This is a genomic window from Pseudomonas sp. URMO17WK12:I11 (genome assembly GCF_007677725.1).
In the GTDB taxonomy this organism is placed as follows: domain Bacteria; phylum Pseudomonadota; class Gammaproteobacteria; order Pseudomonadales; family Pseudomonadaceae; genus Aquipseudomonas.
Genome location: NZ_VEDF01000001.1, coordinates 577080 through 598894, shown reverse-complemented (window position 1 = coordinate 598894; position 21815 = coordinate 577080). Strand labels below are relative to the sequence as shown.

The 21815-nt window shown below is 62.4% G+C and carries 22 protein-coding genes; 12 read left to right on the top strand and 10 right to left on the bottom strand.

Features of this window, described 5'->3' with window-relative positions; genetic code table 11:
- Positions 1–12: 12 nt before the first annotated feature.
- The 3 genes from FS665_RS02970 to FS665_RS02960 all read right to left on the bottom strand — a co-directional run bounded on the left by FS665_RS02970 (position 13) and on the right by FS665_RS02960 (position 2491).
- Entirely contained in the window at positions 13–606 is a 594-nt protein-coding gene (locus FS665_RS02970) for a 2-hydroxychromene-2-carboxylate isomerase (protein ID WP_145183120.1), read from the bottom strand.
- Between the two features lie 25 nt (positions 607–631).
- The gene (locus tag FS665_RS02965) at positions 632–1363 is read right to left on the bottom strand and encodes an SDR family oxidoreductase (protein ID WP_145183117.1); all 732 of its coding nucleotides are present in this window, start codon (positions 1361–1363) and stop codon (positions 632–634) included.
- Between the two features lie 123 nt (positions 1364–1486).
- Entirely contained in the window at positions 1487–2491 is a 1005-nt protein-coding gene (locus FS665_RS02960) for a bile acid:sodium symporter family protein (RefSeq protein WP_145183114.1), read from the bottom strand.
- Between the two features lie 106 nt (positions 2492–2597).
- Here FS665_RS02960 and ampC point away from each other — a divergent pair, with 106 nt between their 5' ends.
- A complete protein-coding gene (gene ampC, locus FS665_RS02955; RefSeq protein ID WP_145183111.1) occupies positions 2598–3767 on the top strand; it encodes a class C beta-lactamase in 1170 nt (389 codons plus the stop codon).
- A 261-nt stretch (positions 3768–4028) separates the two neighbouring features.
- On the top strand, positions 4029–4361 hold the full coding sequence (locus FS665_RS02950; RefSeq protein WP_145183108.1) for a hypothetical protein: 333 nt from the start codon (positions 4029–4031) through the stop codon (positions 4359–4361).
- A gap of 27 nt (positions 4362–4388) precedes the next feature.
- On the opposite strand, the gene FS665_RS02945 is transcribed toward FS665_RS02950, so the two are convergent.
- The 5 genes from FS665_RS02945 to FS665_RS02925 all read right to left on the bottom strand — a co-directional run bounded on the left by FS665_RS02945 (position 4389) and on the right by FS665_RS02925 (position 8685).
- Entirely contained in the window at positions 4389–4703 is a 315-nt protein-coding gene (locus tag FS665_RS02945) for a hypothetical protein (protein WP_145183105.1), read from the bottom strand.
- Between the two features lie 171 nt (positions 4704–4874).
- The gene (locus tag FS665_RS02940; RefSeq protein WP_145183102.1) at positions 4875–5063 is read right to left on the bottom strand and encodes a hypothetical protein; all 189 of its coding nucleotides are present in this window, start codon (positions 5061–5063) and stop codon (positions 4875–4877) included.
- A 136-nt stretch (positions 5064–5199) separates the two neighbouring features.
- Positions 5200–5520, bottom strand: a complete 321-nt coding sequence (locus FS665_RS02935) for a YbjQ family protein (protein WP_145183100.1) — start codon at positions 5518–5520, stop codon at positions 5200–5202.
- Between the two features lie 58 nt (positions 5521–5578).
- The gene (locus FS665_RS02930; protein ID WP_145183097.1) at positions 5579–6466 is read right to left on the bottom strand and encodes an EamA family transporter; all 888 of its coding nucleotides are present in this window, start codon (positions 6464–6466) and stop codon (positions 5579–5581) included.
- Positions 6467–6654: 188 nt separating this feature from the next.
- Positions 6655–8685, bottom strand: a complete 2031-nt coding sequence (locus FS665_RS02925) for a PAS domain-containing sensor histidine kinase (protein ID WP_256674908.1) — start codon at positions 8683–8685, stop codon at positions 6655–6657.
- Positions 8686–8988: 303 nt separating this feature from the next.
- Between FS665_RS02925 and yghU the strand changes: the two genes are divergently transcribed.
- From yghU to FS665_RS02910, 3 genes are all read left to right on the top strand, one after another.
- Complete coding sequence (gene yghU / locus FS665_RS02920) at positions 8989–9828, top strand: glutathione-dependent disulfide-bond oxidoreductase (protein ID WP_145183094.1); 840 nt, start codon at positions 8989–8991, stop codon at positions 9826–9828.
- Between the two features lie 161 nt (positions 9829–9989).
- Positions 9990–11693: an amidase gene (locus FS665_RS02915; protein ID WP_145183092.1), complete on the top strand. Its 1704-nt coding sequence runs from the start codon at positions 9990–9992 to the stop codon at positions 11691–11693.
- Between the two features lie 93 nt (positions 11694–11786).
- Positions 11787–12704: a pyridoxal-phosphate dependent enzyme gene (locus tag FS665_RS02910; protein WP_145183089.1), complete on the top strand. Its 918-nt coding sequence runs from the start codon at positions 11787–11789 to the stop codon at positions 12702–12704.
- 18 nt (positions 12705–12722) lie between these two features.
- On the opposite strand, the gene FS665_RS02905 is transcribed toward FS665_RS02910, so the two are convergent.
- Both FS665_RS02905 and FS665_RS02900 read right to left on the bottom strand, forming a co-directional pair.
- Positions 12723–13181, bottom strand: coding sequence for a metallophosphoesterase family protein (locus tag FS665_RS02905; protein WP_145183086.1), 459 nt, complete (start codon positions 13179–13181; stop codon positions 12723–12725).
- An 87-nt stretch (positions 13182–13268) separates the two neighbouring features.
- Positions 13269–13478, bottom strand: a complete 210-nt coding sequence (locus FS665_RS02900) for a DUF2945 domain-containing protein (RefSeq protein WP_145183083.1) — start codon at positions 13476–13478, stop codon at positions 13269–13271.
- 194 nt (positions 13479–13672) lie between these two features.
- On the opposite strand from FS665_RS02900, the gene FS665_RS02895 reads away from it, so the two are divergent.
- The 7 genes from FS665_RS02895 (at position 13673) to FS665_RS02865 (ending at position 21704) form a co-directional block, all read left to right on the top strand.
- Positions 13673–14770, top strand: coding sequence for a carboxynorspermidine decarboxylase (locus FS665_RS02895; RefSeq protein ID WP_145183080.1), 1098 nt, complete (start codon positions 13673–13675; stop codon positions 14768–14770).
- Positions 14771–14803: 33 nt separating this feature from the next.
- Positions 14804–16048 carry a saccharopine dehydrogenase family protein gene (locus tag FS665_RS02890; RefSeq protein ID WP_145183077.1) on the top strand — a complete coding sequence of 415 codons (1245 nt, stop codon included), beginning with the start codon at positions 14804–14806 and terminating at the stop codon, positions 16046–16048.
- Positions 16049–16205: 157 nt separating this feature from the next.
- Positions 16206–16697 (top strand): hypothetical protein, encoded by a 492-nt coding sequence (locus FS665_RS02885; protein ID WP_145183075.1) that lies wholly within the window; start codon positions 16206–16208, stop codon positions 16695–16697.
- A 65-nt stretch (positions 16698–16762) separates the two neighbouring features.
- Positions 16763–17245 (top strand): hypothetical protein, encoded by a 483-nt coding sequence (locus tag FS665_RS02880; protein ID WP_145183072.1) that lies wholly within the window; start codon positions 16763–16765, stop codon positions 17243–17245.
- Positions 17246–17374: 129 nt separating this feature from the next.
- The gene (locus FS665_RS02875) at positions 17375–18595 is read left to right on the top strand and encodes a putative DNA modification/repair radical SAM protein (protein ID WP_145183069.1); all 1221 of its coding nucleotides are present in this window, start codon (positions 17375–17377) and stop codon (positions 18593–18595) included.
- Positions 18586–19425 carry a TIGR03915 family putative DNA repair protein gene (locus tag FS665_RS02870; protein WP_145183066.1) on the top strand — a complete coding sequence of 280 codons (840 nt, stop codon included), beginning with the start codon at positions 18586–18588 and terminating at the stop codon, positions 19423–19425. Before FS665_RS02875 ends, FS665_RS02870 begins: the two co-directional genes overlap by 10 nt.
- A gap of 122 nt (positions 19426–19547) precedes the next feature.
- Entirely contained in the window at positions 19548–21704 is a 2157-nt protein-coding gene (locus FS665_RS02865) for a TonB-dependent siderophore receptor (protein WP_145183063.1), read from the top strand.
- Positions 21705–21815 lie beyond the last annotated feature (111 nt).

Here is a 21815-nt window from a genome sequence, read left to right as displayed (position 1 = left end):
AGACGCCAGAGTTCACCGGCTCAACGCCTCGGCGACGAAGTCCAGGCGATCCTGGCCAAAAAACATTTCCTCCTCGACGAACAGGGTTGGCGCGCCGAACACACCGCGCGCCACGGCCTGCTCGGTAAGGCGCTTGAGTTCGGACTTGATCTCGGCGTCTGCGGCAAGCGCATGGAAGCGGTCTGGGTCGATTCCGGCCTCAGCGAGGTGTCGATCCAGCACCCCGGCATCGCCGAGATCGAGCTGCTGCGCCCACAGACCGTCGAACAGCGCAGCCAACAGCACCTCGAATTGCCCTGGCTCGCGTAACTGCATGCCCAGGGCGCCGCGCATCAGCATCAGGGTGTTGATCGGGAACCCTGGTGGCAAGCCAAATGGCACTCCATAGCGACGCGCGTAGCGAGCAAGATCCTTGAACATGTAGCGGCCTTTGGCGGGGACCATCGCGGGTGAGGCGTTACCGGTGGCCTGGAACACTGCACCGAGCAGCATCGGGCGATACACCCAATGCGCGCCGTGTCGTTGGCACAGCGCAGGCAGCTGAGTCCAGGCCAGGTAACTGGCTGGACTGCCGATATCGAAGTAGAACTCCACGGTTTTGCTCATGCATCACACTCCTGGCACAGCGTATTCACCAACGCTCCATCCACGGGCGCAGGTCCAGTTCGAACGTCCACGCATCACGCGGTTGTGCATGCAGGAACCAATAGCTGTCGGCGATATGCTCAGGATCGAGGATGCCGTCCTGATCCTTCAGGGCATAGCGCTCGGGGAAGCTGTCGCGGATGAATGCGGTGTCGATGGCGCCATCGACCACCACATGGGCGACATGAATATTGCGCGGCCCAAGTTCACGGGCCATGCTCTGGGCCAACGCCCGCAAGGCGTGCTTGGCCCCGGCGAACGCGGCGAAGCCGGCAGCCCCGCGCGTGCCCGCGGTGGCTCCGGTGAACATGATGGTGCCGCGTTCGCGGCCGACCATTCGCCGCGCCACGGCCTGGGCGGTGAGAAAGCCGGCGAAACAGGCCATCTCCCATATCTTGAAATATTTGCGCGGCGTTTCTTCGAGGATGCTGCAGGGCACATTGGCGCCGATGTTGAAAACGAAGGCTTCGATCGGCCCGATATCGCGCTCGATGGTTTCAACCAGCTCAGCCACTTCCTGCTCATCGCGCGCATCGGAACCAAATCCATGGGCCTGCCCGCCGCTGGCGCGGATGTCCTCGAGCAGTGGCTGCAGCTTGTCGACCTGACGGCGCGTCACGCAGGCGACGAAGCCTTCACGAGCGAAGCGCTTGGCGATGGCGCTGCCGGTCGCATCACCGGCCCCGACCACCAGCACGACTTTGCATTGCTCTGGCATGGCGCCTCCTGATTGACTGATCACCTGGACAACAACGCTAGGGCATGATCGCCAAGGCCGTCAAAGCGCCCATCGGCCATAGTTGCCGGCGATCACGCCAGGCAACCAGGGCCGCAGGTACCGTCAAGACGACGCGCCGACCTGCTCGGCAGCCTGCTCGCGGCTGGCATAACGCTGGGCCAGCACGGCGCACACCATCAGCTGGATCTGATGGAACAGCATCAGCGGCAGAATCATCGCGCCGATGCCGCTACCGACGAACAGCACCTGGGCCATCGGCACACCGGTGGCCAAACTCTTTTTGGAGCCGGCGAACAGGATCGTGATGCGGTCTTCGAGGTTGAAGCCCAGCACTCTGCCCAGCAAGTGCGTACCTACCAGCACCACGGCCAGCAGAATCCCGCACACGGCGAACAAGCCGGCCAGGTGCTGCGACGATACGGTGTGCCAAAGCCCGGTCACCACTGCCTCGCTGAACGCGGTATACACCACCAGCAGAATCGAGCCTTGATCGACCAGTTTCAGCCAGCGGGCGTTGTTCTTGACCCAGGCGCCGATCCAGCGCCGGGCGATTTGCCCAGCCACGAAGGGCACCAACAGCTGCAGGGTGATCTTGAGCACCGCATCGAGCCCTGAGCCAGTATCACCACTGGCGCCCAGCAACAGCATCACCAACAGTGGCGTGAGGAAGATCCCGATCAGGCTGGACGCCGCAGCGCTGCAAATGGCCGCAGGCACATTGCCGCGGGCGAGCGATGTGAAAGCGATGGCCGACTGCACAGTTGCCGGCAACGCACACAGGTACAGCACACCCAGGTACAGCTCATTGCCCACCAACGGCAGAAACAGCGGCTTGAACGCCAGGCCCAGCAGTGGGAAGAGCACGAACGTACAGGAGAACACCAGCAAATGCAGGCGCCAATGGCCGGCACCGGCAATGATCGCTTCACGTGACAACTTGGCCCCGTGCAAGAAGAACAACAGGCCGATCGCCAGGTTGGTCAACCAGCCGAAATACACTGCGCCATCGCCCGAACATGGCAGCACGGTAGCAATCACCACCACCCCGAGCAGGCACAAGGTGAAGTTGTCGAATAACATGCGCAAATACTTCATAACAGTTTCCATCTTGTCGTTGTGCAACGACAGAGGATAAGGTTTTGCGTTTTTTCCTGCTAACGCTGTAACCCCCAACAGTGTCGCCCAACGGACACTTGCCAGAAAGGACCCTTGCATGCCCCGCCGGTACCTTGCTTCATTGCTCGTTCTCTTCAGCCTGAGCGCAGCGCATGCTGCTCAACCTTTGCAGCAGCAGGTGGATGACGTAGTGCGGCCGCTGATGAAACGCCATGACATCGCCGGTATGGCCGTCGCTCTCTACACCGGCGGCCAGGCGCACTACTTCAGCTACGGGGTCGCCAACACGGCGACCGGCCAGCCGGTGAGCCCCGATACCGTGTTCGAGATCGGCTCGCTGAGCAAGGTCTACACCGCCACCCTCGCCGGCTTGGCCAGTGCCGAGGGTAAACTCGACCTGAACGCCCCTGCCGAGCACTACCAATCCGCGCTCGCCGGCACTGCGCTGGGCAAGGCCAGTGTCCTTGCGCTCGGCGCCTACAGCGCAGACTGCCTGCCCCTGCAGTTCCCCGACCATGTGCATACGCCCGAGCAAGTGCTGGCGTTTTTCCAGAACTGGACGCCACGCAGCGAGCAAGGCACCCAGCGCTGCTATTCCAACCCGAGCCTGGGGCTGTTTGGCGACCTGGCTGCGCGGGCCCAGCACCGCACGTTCGCCCAGGTCATGACCGGGCAGCTGCTGCCCGGAATGGGTTTGCCTCACACCTATCTGCAAGTCCCGCAAGACGCTCAGGCACGCTACGCGCAGGGCTACGATGCGCAGAACCAGCCAGTGCGGGTCAACCCAGGCCCTTACGCCGATGAAGCCTACGGCATCAAGACCAGCGCGACCGACCTGCTGCGTTTCGTGCGCCTGCACATGCAACCGGCTGAGCTGCCCCCGCCCCTGCGCAATGCGATATCCACCACCCAGGCCGGCTACTTCAAGGTCGGCAACATGACTCAAGGCCTGGGCTGGGAACGTTATGCCTACCCGGTCGACCTGCCTCAACTCCTCGAGGGCAACAGCTCGCGGGTGGCGCTCGAGCCGCAAGCGACCCAACGGCTGGCTCCGCCGCTCCCTGCAGTGCCAGCCGCCTGGTACAACAAGACAGGCTCCACCAGTGGCTTTGGTGCCTACGCCGCGTTCATTCCGGCCCGGGGCAACGCCATCGTGTTGCTTGCCAACCGCAACTACCCCAACGAAGCACGCGTGCGAGCGGCCTTCGAAATACTTTCCAGACTCGACCGCTCAGTCACCGAAAATGGATTGTCCGACAATATGTAGTGAGAAAAAATATTCACTACAAAACGGTTGACGGGGTTCTCGACGCTTGTGCATAGTGAAGCCGTCTCCCCGATCGGGAGCGGTGGCAAGGGTATTCCAGACGGCCTGCGCGGTAACGCAGGCCGTTCGTGGAGCGGGAATCTGTCCAAAAGGCAGCGTGAGAAAGCCCCTGTTGCGATGCTGCGGTAGCAGCCTTGGTAGCGCGCTACATCCTGTGGCGCCAACTGTGACAATCAACAACAAATAGGTAATGGGGGCTTTATGATGAACTTGAACAACGATCCGACCATCGATCAATTGGCCGAACTGTTCGCGGTACGCAAGGACAGCCTCGATGACCACCTGCTGTGGGTCAGCCAGAGTGGCGAAGTGCGCCTCGACCGGCTGCCGCCAAACACGATCGAAGATGAATTCGAAGCGCATCTGCCCAGCATGCGCGCACGCTTCAAGGTCTACCGCCGTGGCCAGGGCTACGTCGGCAAGAAGGCCGCTGCCGACACCGAGTTCGTGGGGCGCGTGCTGCAGGTTCTGCAACAAGAATGGCCCGCCGCCCGTGAGCGGCAGGCAGTCAAGGTGATCGATGCGCTGAACTGAGCTCGACACCTTCGAATAGCCCGGCCCTCATAGGCCGGGCTTTTTCGTGCCGCGACGCGCCTGACGGGGCATGGGCAATGCGCCGATGGCCAAAGCCCGCGCCCGGTTCACGCCCCACACCAATGCTCGGGTCATGGTTTCACCAGGCCTTGCGGCATAGTATTCCTCAAGCTTCGCCTGGCCATCTTGCCCATACAACCCCAGAAACAACTGCGTCGCGCCAAGCCGCGATAGACGCACCTGCACGTCCAGTGTTGTACCGTCGCTCAATACCTCATCGTGGCAGCGGCTGTGCAGCTGCGCATCAGCCCACTGCCAGTAAGTCTCGTCCCTGACTCGCATGGAAAATCAATCCTCCGTTTCCTGGATACATCACCAGAAAACCACAATCCCCTGGCACCCGCGAGCGCAACTCACCCATACCCTGCCCAGGATCAAACAACCTCGATATAAACCTGCCGTTCGGCGGGGATTGTGCGAGCGCGCTCACAATCGTGCAGCTGTCGCCAGCACCTATTTGCGCGCGGGTACTCGAGGCGTGAAGCGGGCTTTTTTGGCCCGCTGCAGATGTACTGGCCTGACCTCTTCGGATTCATCGAGGGTCATGTGGGCAAAACCCAGGCGGAACGCGGCCTGTCCGCAGCGCACCTGGCTATTGATGGGGAACGCATCGTTCATGTCTTCGAAAAAGGACTCGCTCATGCCCAGTCTCCGCTCAGCAGCAACCGCGTCGGTCGGCGTACAGCCAACCTGGGAAACGCGATCGGTGATTTGCAGACTAGTCGGTCACAAGCAGACTGCTTGGACGAACTTGCCGAAGCCGACAAGTGGCATTTAGCTATCGCAAGCGCACGGCCGTGCCGGTGGCGAACACCACGACCATCCCGCCCTGCACCGACGGCATACTGATTTCGAAATCCACACCCACCACGGCATCGGCATGGATTTCCCGTGCGCGCGCCTTGAGCTCTTCGGTCGCTTGCACCCGAGCCTCGCGCAGTGCGCTTTCCAGGGTCTGCGAACGACCGCCGAAGACATCGCGAAAGCGCGCAAAGAAGTCGCGCACGAAATTCACGCCCTGCACCGATTCGGAGCTGACCACGCCAAGGTATTCAGCGATCGGGCGGCCATCGAGGTGACTGGTGGTGGAGATGATCATGGGATGCTCCCTGGGCTAGGCGAAAGACGACCGAGTCTAGCAAAAAGCCCAGGGCCGATCAGTGCGCACTCGCCGCGCGCAAGCGCCGCCCCAGCATCGGCCCGAAGACATTGACCAGCAGGCCGAGCATCACCAGCAAGGCCCCCCAGCCCTGGGCTGCGGTCAGCCGCTCGCCGAGTAGCCAGGCCGATGAACTCAGGCCGATGACCGGCACCAACAGTGAGAACGGCGCGACCTTGCCTGCTGGGTGGCGCGACAGCAGCTTGCTCCACAGGCTATAACCGAGCATGGTGGCGACGAACGCCAGGTAGGCCAGGGCCAGTACCGAGCTCCAGCTGATATTCAGCAGCGCGTGGCCGATGCGCTGCGGACCTTCAAGCCACCAGGACAGGGCCAGAAACGGCAATGGCGGGATCAATCCACCCCAGATCACCAATGCCACCAGGTCCACCGAGCCGAAGCGCCGGGTGATGATGTTGCCCATGCCCCACATGGCACCGCCGCACAGCGTCAACAGCAACGCCAGCATGGGTACGTGACTGCTGTCCTCGCTGCCGATTACCGCGAGGCCGCTGGCGGCGATCAGCAGGCCGACGACGCTGGCTGCACGCAGGCGCTCGCCAAGGAACAGCGCAGCGAAGCCGAGGGTGAAGAATGCCTGGGATTGCAGCACCAGCGAGGCGAGACCCGGCGGCATGCCGCTGTACATGGCTTGAAACAGGAAGGCGAACTGGCCAAGCGAAATGGTCGCCCCATAGGCAATCAGCCAGCGCCAAGGCAGCTTCGGCCGTTTGATCAACAGCACCGCCGGAAACGCCACCAGCACGAAGCGCAATGCCCCCAACAACATAGGTGGCAAGCCATCGAGGCCAACCTTGATGACCACGAAGTTGACTCCCCAGGCGATGATCACCACCAGGGCGATCAGCAGGTCCTTGAGCGGCATTGGGCGTTCCTTATGCGAGTTCTAGACATATTTCGTAACAGCATAAGGAAATTTCCCAGCAAGCGACCAGCACAGTTGCCGGCAACCCTTGCGCAACAGATCGACTGCGATCGCTGTCGCCTCGCTTCAGCCCAGGCGGCCGAGCACAGAATGCTTGAGTGGCTAAACTCCAAAGCGTCCGCTGGCCCTCATTCCAGCGGCCGGCTGGCCGCGCCCAGCAGCGCGTGGACCTGAGCGATCAGATCGTCCATGGCAAAGGGCTTGACCAGCACTGCCGCTGACTCACGCCAGGCCTCGCCCTCGAACATCGATGGGTTCGCGTAGCCGGTCATGAAGATCACCGGCAGATCGGCACGCGATTGGCGCCCGTGATCGGCCATCTGCCGGCCGTTTATGCCGCCCGGCAGGCCAATGTCAGTCACCAGCAGGTCAATCGGCGTGTCGGATGTCAGCAACTGCAAGCCAGCCTGGCTGTCGTTCGCCTCGATCACCGTGAAGCCCAAGCCACTGAGCACCTCACTGGCGAACAGGCGAACCGACGGTTCATCATCGACGACCAGCACCGTGCGTTCTGCCCATTGGCGGGTGAAATCATGATCGCTCGGCTCGCGGACGACGACGTGCGCCTGGCACGACTGACTGGGCAGGGAGATATGAACCTGCGTGCCCTGCCCCTGCTGCGAAGTGATCCTCACCTGCCCGCCAGACTGCTTGGCAAAGCCGTAGACCATCGACAGGCCAAGGCCTGTGCCTTCGCCGATGGACTTGGTGGTGAAAAACGGCTCGCAGGCCTTGGCCAGGGTATCTGCCGACATGCCCATGCCATCGTCAGCCACGCAAATGGTCACGTAGGCGCCTGGCGCAAGCTCAGCATCCAGGCCCGGCCCTTGCTCGAGCGTTTCGTTGCGGGTGGTGATGCTGATGGTGCCCTGGGCCTTGCCCACGGCATCACGCGCATTGATGCAGAGGTTGAGCAGTGAATTTTCGACTTGGGCGGGGTCGACCAGGCACGTCGAAAGCTGCGCCCCCAGGTCGACCTTCAGCGCGATCGCCGGACCGACCGTGCGCCGAATGAGATCTTCCAGGCCGCCGATCAAGGCGTTGACATCCGTGGGCGCCGGCTGCAGCGGCTGACGCCGGGAAAACGCCAGCAAACGGTGGGTCAACGCGGCGGCCTTCTTGGCCGCGCGATGCGCGACGCCCAGGTAGCGTTCGACATCGGCCGTGCGCCCTTGCTGGCCGCGCAGCTTGGCCAGCTCCAGGCTGCCGGTGATGCCGGCCAGCAGGTTATTGAAGTCGTGGGCGATGCCGCCGGAGAGTTGCCCGATAGCTTCCATCTTCTGCGATTGGCGCAGCGCTTCCTGCGCCGCTTCACGTTCGGCGACCGCTTCGCTGACGCGTTTTTCCAGGGTGCGGTTCAGCTCCAGGAGCGCCGCTTCTGCCGCTTTGCGTCCCGACACGTCGATCGATGAGCCGATCAGGCCGATCACATTGCCGTGCTCATCGAGCAGGGGCGCCTTGACCGAAAGCCAGGTGCGCTCGGAGCCGTCAGGCAGGTCGACGCGCTCTTCGATCTGCACGGTCCTGCCGCCGCGCATGACCTCCTGGTCGGTTTGCATCACTTGCCGGGCCTGACCTTTGTCTTCCAGAAATTCAAGGTCGGTCTTGCCCAGATAGAACTCGGGCGGCTTGCCGATCAGCTCGGTGGCGCCGTGGTTGGCGATGAGCATCCGGCCCTCGAGATCCTTGGCATAGACCACCCCCGGCACGGCAGCGGTGAACGAGCGCAACAGGGCCGAAACGCGGTCGCGTTCGGCTTCGGCGGCGCGTCGCGATTCGATGTCCACGAGCACGCCGGGGAAGCGCACCGGATGCCCCTGGGCATCGAGCTGGGCATGCCCGGTGGCTTCGATCCAATGATACTGGCCATCATCGTTGCGCACCCGGTACTCACAGCGAAACGCGCCGCCGCGCGCCATGGCGTCTTCGATGTCCCTGGATACCCGCTCGCGATCCTCTGGATAAATCGACGCGAAGGCCTCGGCAATCGGAATGCCCGCCTCGCACTTTTGCGCAGGGATGCCAAATGAACGGGAGAAACGTTCATCTGCCGTTACCCGATCATTGGGAATGTCCCATACCCAGGACCCTACGACGCTGGCGGCTTCGAGCACCAGGCGCAGTTTTTCGGACGAATCATCCGAAGTTGTTTCGTTCACGGTTTGTAACCTGCTCAATGGGCTGAGCGCTGTTGCGCCAGCCCGTGTTTATCCATGACTCACCTCGGCCGCGACCGGGGGACCCTCGCTCACGTCATGAACGATTGAACCGAAGAAGACTGACAGACACTCTGACCGCAACGCAATGGCCCCGTTCTGTACCCGTGCGGCAAAGTCATCGTCCACCCGACAGCCCCCTTGCCCGCGCCCTTGAAGCATTTGCGCTGCCTGGCGAACCCATGGCATACATGCAGGTCCAGGTGTTTACCTGCCCGCTTTCGCGCCTATCGAGGAGATCCCTGCATGAGCACGTCCCCCTACGTACCGCCCAAGGTCTGGCGTAACGACGCAGCAGCCGGTGGCCAGTTCGCCAGCATCAACCGGCCAGTCGCCGGGCCCACGCACGATAAAGAGTTGCCCACTGGCGAGCATCCATTGCAGCTGTACTCCCTGGCCACGCCCAATGGGGTCAAGGTCACTATTTTGCTCGAAGAGTTGCTTGCCCTGGGTCACAGCGGCGCCGAATATGACGCCTGGCTGATCCGTATCGGTGAGGGCGATCAGTTTTCCAGTGGCTTCGTCGCCGTCAATCCCAACTCGAAGATCCCTGCCTTGCTCGATCGCAGCGTCGAGCCGCCGGTGCGGGTGTTCGAGTCGGGCTCGATCCTGCTCTACCTGGCAGAGAAATTCTCCGCCTTCCTGCCCACGGACCATGCGGCCCGCAGCGAGTGCCTGAACTGGCTGTTCTGGCAGATGGGCGCTGCTCCCTACCTGGGCGGCGGCTTCGGTCACTTCTATGTGTATGCACCGCTGAAGATCGAATACGCCATCAACCGCTTCACCATGGAAGCCAAGCGTCAACTCGATGTGCTGGAGCGGCGCCTGGCCGAAAGCCGCTACCTGGGCGGCGATGAATACAGCATCGCCGATATCGCCGTGTGGCCATGGTACGGCCAATTGGTGCGCGGCAACCTGTACAACGCCGCCGAGTTCCTCGCCGTGGACGAGTACCCGAACGTCCAGCGCTGGGCGCAAGAGATCGCCGAGCGGCCTGCCGTACAGCGCGGCACGCGGGTCAACCGCACGTGGGGCGACGAGGCCAGCCAGGTGCCTGAGCGCCATAGCGCAGCGGACCTCGACTAGCCAGCCTCGACAGGGTCGCACCGCGGCCCTGACGCCTGCCTGAAGGCGCATCACTGCCTGGTTGCAACCAGCCATTTCTGCGGCGCAAACCTCCCTGTGCCCATCCCTTCTTGTACACTCCTGCGCACTAGCCCCCACCTGCACAAATTTTTGGTGAACGCATGATCGAGGTAACCGAGGTTTCCATCGCCGAGCTGCGCGACGCGCTCGAAAACGGCCGCACTACCGCAGTCGAGTTGGTCAAGGCCTACCTGGCCCGCATCGACGCCTATGATGGCGCGGACACGCCCACTGCGCTGAACGCCGTGGTGGTACGCAACCCCGAGGCCCTCAAGGAAGCCGAAGCGTCCGACGCCCGCCGCGCCAAGGGCCAGACCTTGAGCCCGCTCGATGGCATCCCCTACACCGCCAAGGACAGCTACCTGGTCCAGGGCCTGACCGCCGCCTCTGGCAGCCCAGCCTTCAAGGACCTGGTGGCCCAGCGCGACGCTTTCACCATCGAACGCCTGCGTGCCGCGGGCGCTGTGTGCCTGGGCAAGACCAACATGCCACCCATGGCCAACGGCGGCATGCAACGTGGGGTGTACGGGCGCGCCGAGAGCCCGTACAACGCCCGCTACCTGACCGCGCCGTTCGCCTCCGGCTCGTCGAACGGCGCCGGTACCGCCACTGCGGCCAGCTTCAGCGCCTTTGGCTTGGCCGAGGAAACCTGGTCCAGCGGCCGCGGGCCTGCTTCGAACAATGGCCTGTGCGCCTACACCCCTTCGCGCGGGGTGATCTCGGTACGCGGGAACTGGCCGCTGACGCCCACCATGGACGTGGTGGTGCCGTTCGCCAGAACCATGGCCGATCTGCTGGAAATTCTCGACGTGGTGGTCGCCGACGATGCCGACCCACGTGGCGATCTGTGGCGCCTGCAGCCTTGGGTGCCGATTCCGGCCGCCTCGGCGGTGCGCCCGGCCTCGTACCTAGACCTGGCGGTCGACGCCAGCGCCTTGAAGGGCAAGCGCTTTGGCGTGCCACGCATGTACATCAACGCCGACAGCGATGCCGGCACCTCGGAAAAACCCGGGATCGGCGGCCCCACTGGCCAGCGCATCCACACCCGCGACAGCGTCATCGCGCTGTGGCAGCAAGCCCGCCAGGCGCTGGAAGCTGCCGGCGCCCAGGTACTGGAAGTGGACTTTCCGCTGGTGTCCAATTGCGAGGGCGACCGCCCGGGCGCGCCGACCGTCTACAACCGCGGGATCGTCAGCAAGCAATTCCTCCATGATGAGCTGTGGGAGCTGTCAGGCTGGGCCTTCGACGATTTCCTGCGGGCCAACGACGACCCGCGCCTCAACCGCCTGGCCGATGTCGATGGCCCGCAGATCTTCCCGCATGATCCAGGCACCCTGCCCAACCGTGAAGACGACCTGGCAGCGGGCATGGACGAATACGTCAACATGGCCAAGCGCGGCCTGAAGACCTGGGAGCAGATCGACACGCTACCCGATGGTCTGCGCGGCCTTGAACACACCCGCAAGATCGACCTGGAAGACTGGATGGATGCCCTTGGCCTGGATGCCGTGCTGTTCCCAACCGTGGCCGACGTGGGGCCGGCTGACGCCGACGTCAATCCGGCCTCGGCGGACATCGCCTGGAGCAACGGGGTATGGGTCGCCAATGGCAACCTGGCCATCCGTCACCTGGGGGTGCCGACCGTTACCGTACCCATGGGCGTGATGGCCGACATCGGCATGCCGGTGGGCCTGACCTTCGCCGGCAAAGCCTACAGCGACAACGCCCTGCTCAGCTTCGGCGCCGCCTTCGAAGCCACCGGCTCGCGCCGCCAGGTCCCGCCCCGTACCCCACCCCTGAGCTGACGCGCGTCGCCCTGCGCGCCGACTTGCCGGCGCGGGGCGAAACGGGTATGACTGCCTTCTACATTTATAGATGCGTCGCATTAGAAGGCTGTCATGACCCTGCACATCCAGACCCCGCTTTTCGAATCCCGTCCCCTCTCGCTCGCTGCAGGCCGCGCCGTGTGGCTCAAGCTCGATGCCCTGCAGCCGTGCGGCTCGTTCAAGCTACGGGGCGTAGGCTATGCCTGCGAACTGCACCACGGCCGCGGTGTCCGGCATTTCGTGTCGTCATCGGGGGGCAATGCGGGGCTTGCGGTAGCTTACGCGGGGCGTCAGTTGGGCGTGCCGGTCACCGTGGTGGTGCCTGAAACCACCACGGCGCGGGCCAAGCAGCTGTTGCGCCTGGAAGGCGCCGAGGTGGTGGTGCACGGCAGTTCCTGGCAAGAGGCCAACCAGTTGGCGTTGACCTTGGTCGGCGCCGAGGATGCGTTCATTCATCCCTTCGATGACCCGCTGCTGTGGGCTGGCCACGCCAGCCTGATCGACGAAGTCGCTGCCAGCGCCTGCAAACCCGATGCGGTGGTGCTGTCGGTGGGTGGCGGTGGGCTGCTCAGCGGTGTGGTCGAAGGCCTCAAGCGCAATGGCTGGAGCGATGTGCCGGTGCTGGCGGTGGAGACCGAGGGCGCGGCTTCCCTGCACGCCGCCATGCAGGCCGGGCACACCGTGGAAATTGAGCGCCTCGCCTCGGTCGCTACCTCGCTGGGCGCCAAGCGCGTCGCCGAGCAGGCCATGCGCTGTGTCGAAAGCCATCCCGTGTACAGCCACCGGGTCAGCGACAAGGCCGCGCTGCTGGCGTGCAAGCGTTTTCTCGACGATCACCGGGTGTTGGTCGAACCGGCCTGCGGGGCTGCGCTGGCACTGGCCGCCGATGCTCAGGCGCTGGCCGATTACCGTAATGTGCTGGTGGTGGTGTGCGGCGGCGCCACGGCGACGCTCGAACAGATCGATACCTGGTTGGCCACTGCCCAATAGGGGCACACCGCCACGGGCTCACGCCAGCAGGGGCACGATGCGCGGTGCCAGCCCCTGCCCAGTTACTTCGATGATCGCCACCGTCACCGGCAACTTGAAGCGCCGTGGCCCGGCACTGCCAGGGTTGAGGAACAAGCGCGAGTCACGCCACTGGATCAGCGGCTTGTGCGAATGCCCGGTAATCACCATTTTCAGTGCGTCGTCCAGCACTGCGGGCACATCGGCGATATCGTGCACCAGCAACGTCGGATGACCGCCAAGGTCCAAGCGCAGCTCATCGGCAATGCCTGCGGCCCACGGCAGCTTCACATCGTTGTTGCCGCGGATCACCTGCACTGGCGCAAGCGCGCCGAGTGCATCGAGTACCTGGGGCTTGCCGATATCCCCGGCATGCACGATCAACGCGCAGCCGCGCAGTGCCTCGAGCGCCTCAGGGCGCATCAGTCCATGGGTGTCGGCAATAACGCCAATTCTCATCAGTGTTCACTCGTTGTCAGCCTGAATAAAAAAGCCCGTGACGGACACGGGCAAGAGAGCACCAACGCAGATCGTTCGCCATGCGCCTCAGGCTTTGTGCAAGGCCTCTTCCTTGTGCATGGCCAGGTGACCGGTCTTGTCGCTCTTGACCTCGTACTGCGGCTCGTCCTTCGAGCAATGCCGCTGCCGCCCGAGAAATTCCACATCCTCGGTGTGAACCTTGACCACTTTGCCGTCAATCATGCCGGCCTCGGAATTCCACCGTACGTGGTCACCGCGCTTGAACGTGTGGCTCATCGAATTCTCCAGTTATCGGTGGGCAGATGATTACGATGTTCATACTGTCTTGATCTACTGAACCCGTACTCATCCGATTAATTCACTCGACGTGCACGCGTGCAGACGAAATGCGCATCCCGCCCTTTCGATCTGCGGCCAGTGAAGGCACAATGCGGGTCTTTTTTTTGGCCGGCCTGGCCGGGGGCCTTTAAATGATCAAGACGCCGTACTACCTCATCGACAAAACCAAGCTGCTGAGCAACATGGAGAAGATCGCCTACGTGCGTGAACACTCCGGTGCCAAGGCGCTGCTCGCGCTCAAGTGCTTCGCTACCTGGTCGGTGTTCGACCTGATGCAGCAGTACATGGATGGCACGACGTCCTCGTCGCTGTTCGAACTCAAGCTCGGCCGGCAGAAATTCGCCGGCGAAACCCACGCCTACAGCGTGGCCTGGGCCGATGACGAAATCGATGAGATGCTCGAGAACTGCGACAAGATCATCTTCAACTCGATCGGCCAACTGCAGCGTTTTGCCGAACAGTCCGAAGGCAAGGTGCGCGGCTTGCGCGTCAACCCGCAGGTGAGCAGTTCCGACTACCTGCTGGCCGACCCGGCGCGCCCGTTCAGCCGCCTCGGCGAATGGGACCCGGCGCAGATCGAGCAGGTGATTTCGCAGATTTCCGGCTTCATGTTCCATAACAATTGCGAGAACGGTGATTTCAGCCTGTTCGACAAGATGCTCACGCACATCGAAGAGCGCTTTGGCCACCTGCTGCACCAGGTCGAGTGGGTAAGCCTGGGTGGGGGTATCCACTTCACCGGCGAAGGCTACGCCCTGGATGCTTTCTGCGCCCGCCTCAAGGCGTTCTCCGAGCGCTATGGCGTGCAGGTCTACCTGGAACCGGGCGAAGCCGCCATCACCAACAGCGCTTCGCTGGAAGTGACCGTGCTCGACACCCTGTACAACGGCAAACACCTGGCGGTGGTCGACAGCTCCATCGAGGCGCACCTGCTCGACCTGCTGATCTACCGCCTCAACGCCAAGATGGCGCCCAACGACGGTGAGCACACCTACATGGTCTGCGGCAAATCGTGCCTGGCCGGTGACATCTTCGGCGAGTATCAATTCGAGCGCCCGCTGGCCATTGGCGACCGCCTGTCGTTCATCGACACGGCCGGTTACACGATGGTCAAGAAAAACTGGTTCAACGGTCTGAAGATGCCGTCGATCGCGGTCAAACAACTCGACGGCAGCGTCGAGGTGGTCCGTGAGTTCGGTTTCGACGACTACCTTTCCAGCCTGTCCTGAGACAGGCCTCCCAAGTAAGGAGCAACAGGTAAATTGAAGAAGAACGTTCTTATCATTGGTGCAGGAGGTGTCGCCAAGGTGGTGGCCCACAAGTGCGCGCAGCATAACGACGAACTGGGTCGTATCGCTATCGCGTCACGGAACATCTCCAAATGCCAGGCCATCATCGACAGCGTCAAGGCCAAGGGTAGCCTCAAGGTGCCCGCCGACATCCAGGCCTTCTCGCTCAATGCCCTCGATGTCGAAGCGACCAAGACATTGATCCGCGAAACCGAATCGCAGATCGTGATCAACGTCGGTTCTGCGTTTCTCAACATGTCGGTGCTGCGTGCCTGCATCGATACCGGTGTCGCTTACCTGGACACCGCCATCCACGAAGAGCCGGGCAAGATCTGCGAGACCCCGCCGTGGTACGGCAACTACGAGTGGAAACACCTCGAAGAGTGCCAAGAAAAGAACATTACCGCCATTCTCGGCGTCGGCTTCGACCCGGGTGTGGTGAACAGCTACGCGAAACTCGCGCAGCAGCAGTATTTCGACAGCATTGATTCGATCGACATTCTCGACGTCAATGCTGGTTCGCACGGCAAGTACTTTGCCACCAACTTCGACCCGGAAATCAACTTCCGCGAGTTTACTGGGCAAGTCTGGAGCTGGCAGAACAGCCAGTGGACCAGCAACAGCATGTTCGAAGTCAAGCGCACCGACGATCTGCCGGTGGTGGGCTCGCAGAACCTGTACCTGACCGGGCATGACGAAGTTCACTCGATCTCGAAGAACCTCAACGTGCCGAACGTGCGTTTCTGGATGAGCTTCGGCGAGCACTACATCAATGTGTTCACCGTGCTGAAGAACCTCGGGCTGCTGTCCGAACAGCCGGTGAAGACCGCAGAAGGCCTGGAAGTGGTGCCGCTGAAAGTGGTCAAGGCGGTACTGCCTGATCCTGCTTCGCTGGCCCCAGGCTACACCGGCAAGACCTGCATCGGTGACCTGGTCAAGGGCACCAAGGATGGTCAGCCGCGCGAAGTGTTCATCTACAACGTGGCCGATCACGAAGAAGCCTATGCCGAGACCGACAGCCAGGGCATTTCCTACACGGCGGGGGTTCCACCGGTGGCTGCAGCGCTGCTGGTTGCCCGCGGCGAGTGGGACGCCAAGCGCATGGTCAACGTCGAGGAATTGCCGGCTGAGCCGTTCCTCAAGGCCCTTGACGTGATGGGCTTGCCCACCCGCGTTAAGGATGAAAAGGGCGATCGTCCATGGGACGCTGAAGCCTAAGCTGTGATAACGAAGGGGCGCCAAGATGGCGCCCCTTCTGCTTTCCAGGTACATGACCCTACGCACCCGGCGCCCTGCCGGAAACCCTTCTGGCTTCATGGATCTACGCTTGCCCCTACGATTGAGTCCTACCTCAACCCGTCAAGAGGCATGATTCATGGAAGCTGAAGTACTTTACCCGCACTGGGTCGAAGAAACGTTCTTCGGCAAGCTTTACGTCGACATCCGCGAGCAGCAGATGCCGGTAAGCATCCTGGAGACCAAGCGCGAAGTATTTTATGGACTAGACGAGTATTCACCGCCCCCTACGGTCAGCAAATTCTATCTGGCGGTAAGTTCCAAACCGGCATTCACTTGCCTTTTCAGGATTGATAAAAGCCAGCGCGAGCGGCTGCGTTATCGATTGCTGAAGCCCACGGCCAATGAGCACTTCGCACTGGACGCCAAGGGAAACATCATCATTAGCGATCAACACCCGCGAAGCTTCGAGCTTGAAGTGCTGTCAGCGACCACCGACACCGTGCGAGGTTCGCTGTTCTGTGACAAGCGACCAATTGGCCTGGCCAAGCTGGCCCATGACAATGGACCGGCTCACGTGCTGCAGCAAGGTGCCCATGAGGTCTGCGAGTTCATAATCGAGCGCTGTTGAGGCGCGGCGGCTTTGCCAATTCGATGTTCACCGCCAGCACCATTCAATATCGCAAGGAGTTTCCCATGCCAGCAGATCGACAACCCAGTCCGTGGATAAAACGCTCTTCCTTCATTGGGAAATTGTATTTACTGGATAACGCAGAGCGTATTCCCGTTTCAGTGACGACGTCTGGACTCTTCGACGTTGCTGCTGACGACTGGCTGCAATCCTCAGCCGGCAGCTCGCCGGCGGCCATGCTGTTTCACTATCACTCGCAGACGCCCGAACGGCTTAACTACACGATTTCGCTACTGGATAAACGTTCGGCCACCTTGGATGTCAGCCGCAACCAATACCTTGGTTTCTACGCCAAGCAGACGCGCATTAACTTCTTCAAGCTGCAGCCCTTGAAGTGGAACAGGGATTCACTGCGCTGCCTGATTCGCGACCACCAGGGCCACAAGGTCAAGCGTATAGCCGGAGCACCCGCCGACGTGACACAGGCTGCCTACCTGACGGTGGGCGACGGCGTCGAGCATGAGTTTATGGTGGTACGCATCGATTGATACGTTGCAGAGCATGCATCGAGCGTCGTTGCAGCGGCCTCTGCAAGCCGTGACCGTCTGGCCCCTGGGACTTGCAATCAGACCCGGCGGTCAATACTGTATGAATAGTCAGTATCTAGAGACGACGCCATGCAGCTCATTGCCAAACTCGGCATTCTCGCCGACGCCGCCAAGTATGATGCCTCCTGTGCCAGCAGCGGTGCGCCCAAGCGTAGCTCGCGCGGCAGCGGCGGCATGGGCGCGACCGATGGCATGGGCATCTGTCACAGTTATACCCCCGATGGCCGCTGCGTCTCGCTGCTCAAGATCCTCCTGACCAACTTCTGTCTCTACGATTGCCAGTATTGTGTGAATCGCCGCTCCAGTAACGTGCCGCGCGCGCGTTTCAGCCCGGAAGAAGTGGTGCGTCTGACCCTGGATTTCTACCGGCGCAACTGCATCAGCGGCTTGTTCTTGAGCTCAGGCATCATTCGCTCGGCTGACTACACCATGGAGCAGCTGATCCGCGTGGCGCGCCTGCTGCGCGAAGAACACAATTTCCGCGGCTACATCCACCTCAAGACCATCCCCGATGCCGACCCGTTGCTGATCGAAGAAGCCGGACGCCTGGCCGATCGTTTGAGCGTGAACATCGAGCTGCCCACCGATGCCAGCCTCAAGCGCCTGGCGCCAGAGAAGCACGCGCATACCATCCGCCAGGCCATGGGGGTCATTCATCAAGGCCAGCAAGCAGTCGCCGGCGAGCCGAGGGCGCCCAAGTTTGCCCCCGCCGGGCAAAGTACCCAAGTGATCGTCGGTGCCGATGCGACGGACGACAGTACGCTGCTGCGCAATGCCGAGTCGCTGTACCAGGGCTATGGGCTCAAGCGCGTGTATTACTCGGCCTTCAGCCCAATTCCCGACAGCCCTGGCAGCGTGCCCCTGGCGGCACCGCCGCTGCTGCGTGAACACCGCCTGTACCAGGCGGACTTCTTGTTGCGCGGATACGGCTACAAGGCCGGCGAGCTGCTTGGGCAGACTGGTAACTTGGCGCTGGACATCGACCCCAAGCTGGCCTGGGCACTGGCCAACCGTGAGGTGTTTCCGCTGGATGTCAATCGCGCTGAGCCTGCGCTGCTGGCGCGCATTCCGGGAATCGGCCTGCGCAGTGTCCAACGGCTGGTTGAATTGCGTCGCGAACGGCGGGTGCGCTACGACGATTTGATCCGCCTGCGCTGCGTGCTGGAAAAAGCTCGGCCATTCATCGTCACCAGCGACTACCGCCCGGCCGAAGCGGAACTGCGCAGTGGCTTGCTGCGCTCGCGCCTGCGGGAGCCGCAGGCGCCCGTGCAAATGGGTCTGTGGGGGTGATTGCACTCGATTGCGATGACCAGTTCGGGACGTGGCGCATCCAGGCCCGAGCGCTGTTGGGCCACGGCATCGACCCGGCTCAGGTGACGTGGGCGCAAGGCCCCATGCAGGACTTGCTGGCCGTGCCGGCGACGTTGCCCGAGGGCCCCGGTCCGTTCCGCGCCAAAGTGCCCGCGGCGCTGCTGGAGCAATTGGAACAGGCCGCTCGCTATCGCGGTGAGCAACGCTGGAACCTGCTCTATGAGATTCTTTGGCGCGTCGCCCACGGTGACCGCACGGCGATGTTGGCCGGCGATCGCATTGGCAGCGAATTGCAGCGGCGGATCAAGCAGGTCAGGCGCGAGGCGCACCACTTGCATGCGTTTGTGCGCTTCGTACCGCTGCCGCCTAACCTGGCGGAGCGCCTGCAGTTGGACCTGGTCGCGTTTCACGAACCCGCCCATGACATTCTGCAGAGCGCCAGCGCGCACTTCGCCGACCGACTGGGACGCCAGCGCTGGCTGATCGCAACGCCCCACGATGGCATCCGCTACGATGGCAAGGTGTTTGACTACCGCCGCCACTGCCCAGAAGAATGGCGCCAATGGGCCGAGAACGCCGACGATCCTGGCGCTGATTTGTGGCTTACCTACTATCGGCATATCTTCAATCCCGCTCGCCTGAATCCGGATGTATTGCGCCAACACATGCCTGGCCGCTTCTGGCGCCACCTGCCTGAGGGCATGCTGATTCCGCAGCTTGAGGGGCTGGCCCGCCAGGGTAAACAGCGTGATGGCCAAGCGCAGGAAGTTGCCAAGCAACGCGGTAAGACTATTCTCGGTAAAGCCTAGGTTGTGAAAATTTTGTAATGGATTGGCCGCCGGCCTATCCAAGGTGCGACACATCCTGACAAACTTACTGCTAATCGTTCTCATAAACAGTAACATTAGCAGTTATCAGGAGCCGCCTCGTCATGCCGTTGCCCCTCGCGCACACGCGCCCCTCTTCCGCTCGCAACCTGCTCGCCATGGCCGTATGCATGGCCGTTGCCTCCCCCAGCTTTGCCGACGAAGCGCCCACCACGCTGGAGCTGGGTGCGACTGAAATCAGCTCGGACGTACTGGGCAGCACGACCGAGGGCTCAGGCTCGTACACCACCGGGGCCATGTCGACAGCGACCAAGCTGCCGCTGAGCATGCGCGAAACGCCCCAGGCAGTGACGGTGATCACCCGTCAACGCATGGACGATCAGGCCATGACCACCATCAACGATGTGGTCAAGGCCACCCCAGGGCTGTTCCTCGACTACTCCAACGGTCCGGGCCGTCAGGCCTATTCGGCCCGTGGTTTCAACATCGATAACCTGATGTATGACGGCATCCCCAGCGGCTACACCGGCTGGGTGGTCGGCGCGCAGCCGAACCTGGCGATGTTCGACCGGGTCGAGGTGGTGCGCGGCGCCACGGGCCTGGTGACCGGTGCCGGCAACCCATCAGCCGCCATCAACCTGGTGCGCAAACGTCCGCTGGCGGAGCAGAAGGTCACCTTGACCGGCGCCGCGGGTAGCTGGGACGACTACCGGGGCGAGATCGACGCCTCCAGCCCGCTCAATGACAGCGGCAGCGTGCGCGGCCGAGTGGTGGCCTCCTACCGCGATGCCAACAGCTTCATCGACGGTGTCGAGGACGACCACGGCCTGTTCTATGCCGTGACCGAAGCCGACCTGTCCGACGATACCAGCCTGATGGTCGGGTTCTCGCATCAAAAGGACAAGACCAACTACTTCTGGGGTGCCATGCCCACCGCCCTCGATGGCCACCACATGGGCTTCTCGCGCTCCTACAACCCGGGCACCGACTGGGAGAACAAGGACCAGGAGATCGACACCCTGTTCGCCGAGCTGCGCCATCGCCTGGCCAACGACTGGCAACTGCAGGTCAATGCCAACTATGCCCAACAGCAAGCCACCTTCACCGGTTCCTACCAGTCGCGCTGGGCTGGCCTGGGCGCTCCGCTGTCGCGGACGGTCTACCAGTCCAAGCACCAGGAAAATCAGGCGGGTCTGGATGCCTTCGTCAGCGGCCCGTTCGAGCTGCTCGGGCGCAGCCACGAGCTGGTGATCGGCGCCAGCAAGCGTATCTACGACATGGACACCCGCAACTACAGCCCCTACGACACCAACTGGCCGCTCAACGGTGGCAAGCCGGACTTCGTGCACACCGGCAACAAGCGTGAAGTCACCACCCAGGATGGCGTGTACCTGACCACCCGCCTGAGCCTGGCCGACCCGCTCAAGCTGATTCTCGGCGGGCGGCTGGACTGGTACGACTACGACAACCGTGATGGCGACGGCGACTACAAGGTGACGCGCAATGTCACCCGCTACGCCGGGCTGATCTACGAGCTGGACCAGCACCACTCGGTCTACGTCAGCTACAGCGATATCTTCACTCCGCAAAGCGAGAAGGATACCAGCGCCACGCCCGTCAAGCCGATCGTAGGTAAAAACTACGAGGTCGGCATCAAGGGTGAATACTTCGACGGCGCGCTCAATGCCAGCGTGGCCCTATTCCGCGTCGACCAGGAAAACCGCGCCACCCAGGTGATCGTTCCCAACTGCCCGCAAACCTCCTGCTACGAGGCCTCCGGCGAGGTACGCAGCCAGGGCATCGACATGGAACTGCAAGGCGCGCTGACGCCGAACTGGCAGATCGGCGCCGGCTACACCTACGCGCGGGCACACACCATCAAGGATGCGGCCAACCCCGGCAAGGTCAACCAGCGCTTCGATACCGATACCCCTGAGCACATGTTCAAGCTCAACACGGTGTACCACTTCCAGGGTCCGCTGGAGAAGCTGCGCGTGGGTGGCAACATTTCGTGGCAGAGCCGTATCTACAATGACTTCACCGTGGCCGATGGCAGCGAGTACCGGTTGATCCAGGGCGCTTATGCGGTGACCGACCTGATGGCCGGCTACCGGGTCAACCAGAACCTCGACCTGCAGCTCAATGCCAACAACGTGTTCGACCGCAAGTACTACTCGGCAGTGGCCATGTCGGTGGACTACGGCGGCGATACCTGGGGCACGCCGCGCAACCTGATGCTCACGGCCAAGTACAGCTTCTGAGCCTCGGGCCAGCCTGCCCGCACGCAGGCTGGCCTTGCCGCGCTTCGAGCCGAACGATCCGCGCGCTATACCGTCATAACTTGGGCCGGTGCCGCCACGCAGAGAGGATGC

Excerpts from the sequence above, each read along its gene's own strand:
- FS665_RS02970 (WP_145183120.1), bottom strand. The coding sequence starts at position 606 with ATGAGCAAAACCGTGGAGTTCTACTTCGATATCGGCAGTCCAGCCAGT.
- FS665_RS02965 (WP_145183117.1), bottom strand. The coding sequence starts at position 1,363 with ATGCCAGAGCAATGCAAAGTCGTGCTGGTGGTCGGGGCCGGTGATGCG.
- FS665_RS02960 (WP_145183114.1), bottom strand. The coding sequence starts at position 2,491 with ATGGAAACTGTTATGAAGTATTTGCGCATGTTATTCGACAACTTCACC.
- ampC (WP_145183111.1), top strand. The coding sequence starts at position 2,598 with ATGCCCCGCCGGTACCTTGCTTCATTGCTCGTTCTCTTCAGCCTGAGC.
- FS665_RS02950 (WP_145183108.1), top strand. The coding sequence starts at position 4,029 with ATGATGAACTTGAACAACGATCCGACCATCGATCAATTGGCCGAACTG.
- FS665_RS02945 (WP_145183105.1), bottom strand. The coding sequence starts at position 4,703 with ATGCGAGTCAGGGACGAGACTTACTGGCAGTGGGCTGATGCGCAGCTG.
- FS665_RS02940 (WP_145183102.1), bottom strand. The coding sequence starts at position 5,063 with ATGAGCGAGTCCTTTTTCGAAGACATGAACGATGCGTTCCCCATCAAT.
- FS665_RS02935 (WP_145183100.1), bottom strand. The coding sequence starts at position 5,520 with ATGATCATCTCCACCACCAGTCACCTCGATGGCCGCCCGATCGCTGAA.
- FS665_RS02930 (WP_145183097.1), bottom strand. The coding sequence starts at position 6,466 with ATGCCGCTCAAGGACCTGCTGATCGCCCTGGTGGTGATCATCGCCTGG.
- yghU (WP_145183094.1), top strand. The coding sequence starts at position 8,989 with ATGAGCACGTCCCCCTACGTACCGCCCAAGGTCTGGCGTAACGACGCA.
- FS665_RS02915 (WP_145183092.1), top strand. The coding sequence starts at position 9,990 with ATGATCGAGGTAACCGAGGTTTCCATCGCCGAGCTGCGCGACGCGCTC.
- FS665_RS02910 (WP_145183089.1), top strand. The coding sequence starts at position 11,787 with ATGACCCTGCACATCCAGACCCCGCTTTTCGAATCCCGTCCCCTCTCG.
- FS665_RS02905 (WP_145183086.1), bottom strand. The coding sequence starts at position 13,181 with ATGAGAATTGGCGTTATTGCCGACACCCATGGACTGATGCGCCCTGAG.
- FS665_RS02900 (WP_145183083.1), bottom strand. The coding sequence starts at position 13,478 with ATGAGCCACACGTTCAAGCGCGGTGACCACGTACGGTGGAATTCCGAG.
- FS665_RS02895 (WP_145183080.1), top strand. The coding sequence starts at position 13,673 with ATGATCAAGACGCCGTACTACCTCATCGACAAAACCAAGCTGCTGAGC.
- FS665_RS02885 (WP_145183075.1), top strand. The coding sequence starts at position 16,206 with ATGGAAGCTGAAGTACTTTACCCGCACTGGGTCGAAGAAACGTTCTTC.
- FS665_RS02880 (WP_145183072.1), top strand. The coding sequence starts at position 16,763 with ATGCCAGCAGATCGACAACCCAGTCCGTGGATAAAACGCTCTTCCTTC.
- FS665_RS02875 (WP_145183069.1), top strand. The coding sequence starts at position 17,375 with ATGCAGCTCATTGCCAAACTCGGCATTCTCGCCGACGCCGCCAAGTAT.
- FS665_RS02865 (WP_145183063.1), top strand. The coding sequence starts at position 19,548 with ATGCCGTTGCCCCTCGCGCACACGCGCCCCTCTTCCGCTCGCAACCTG.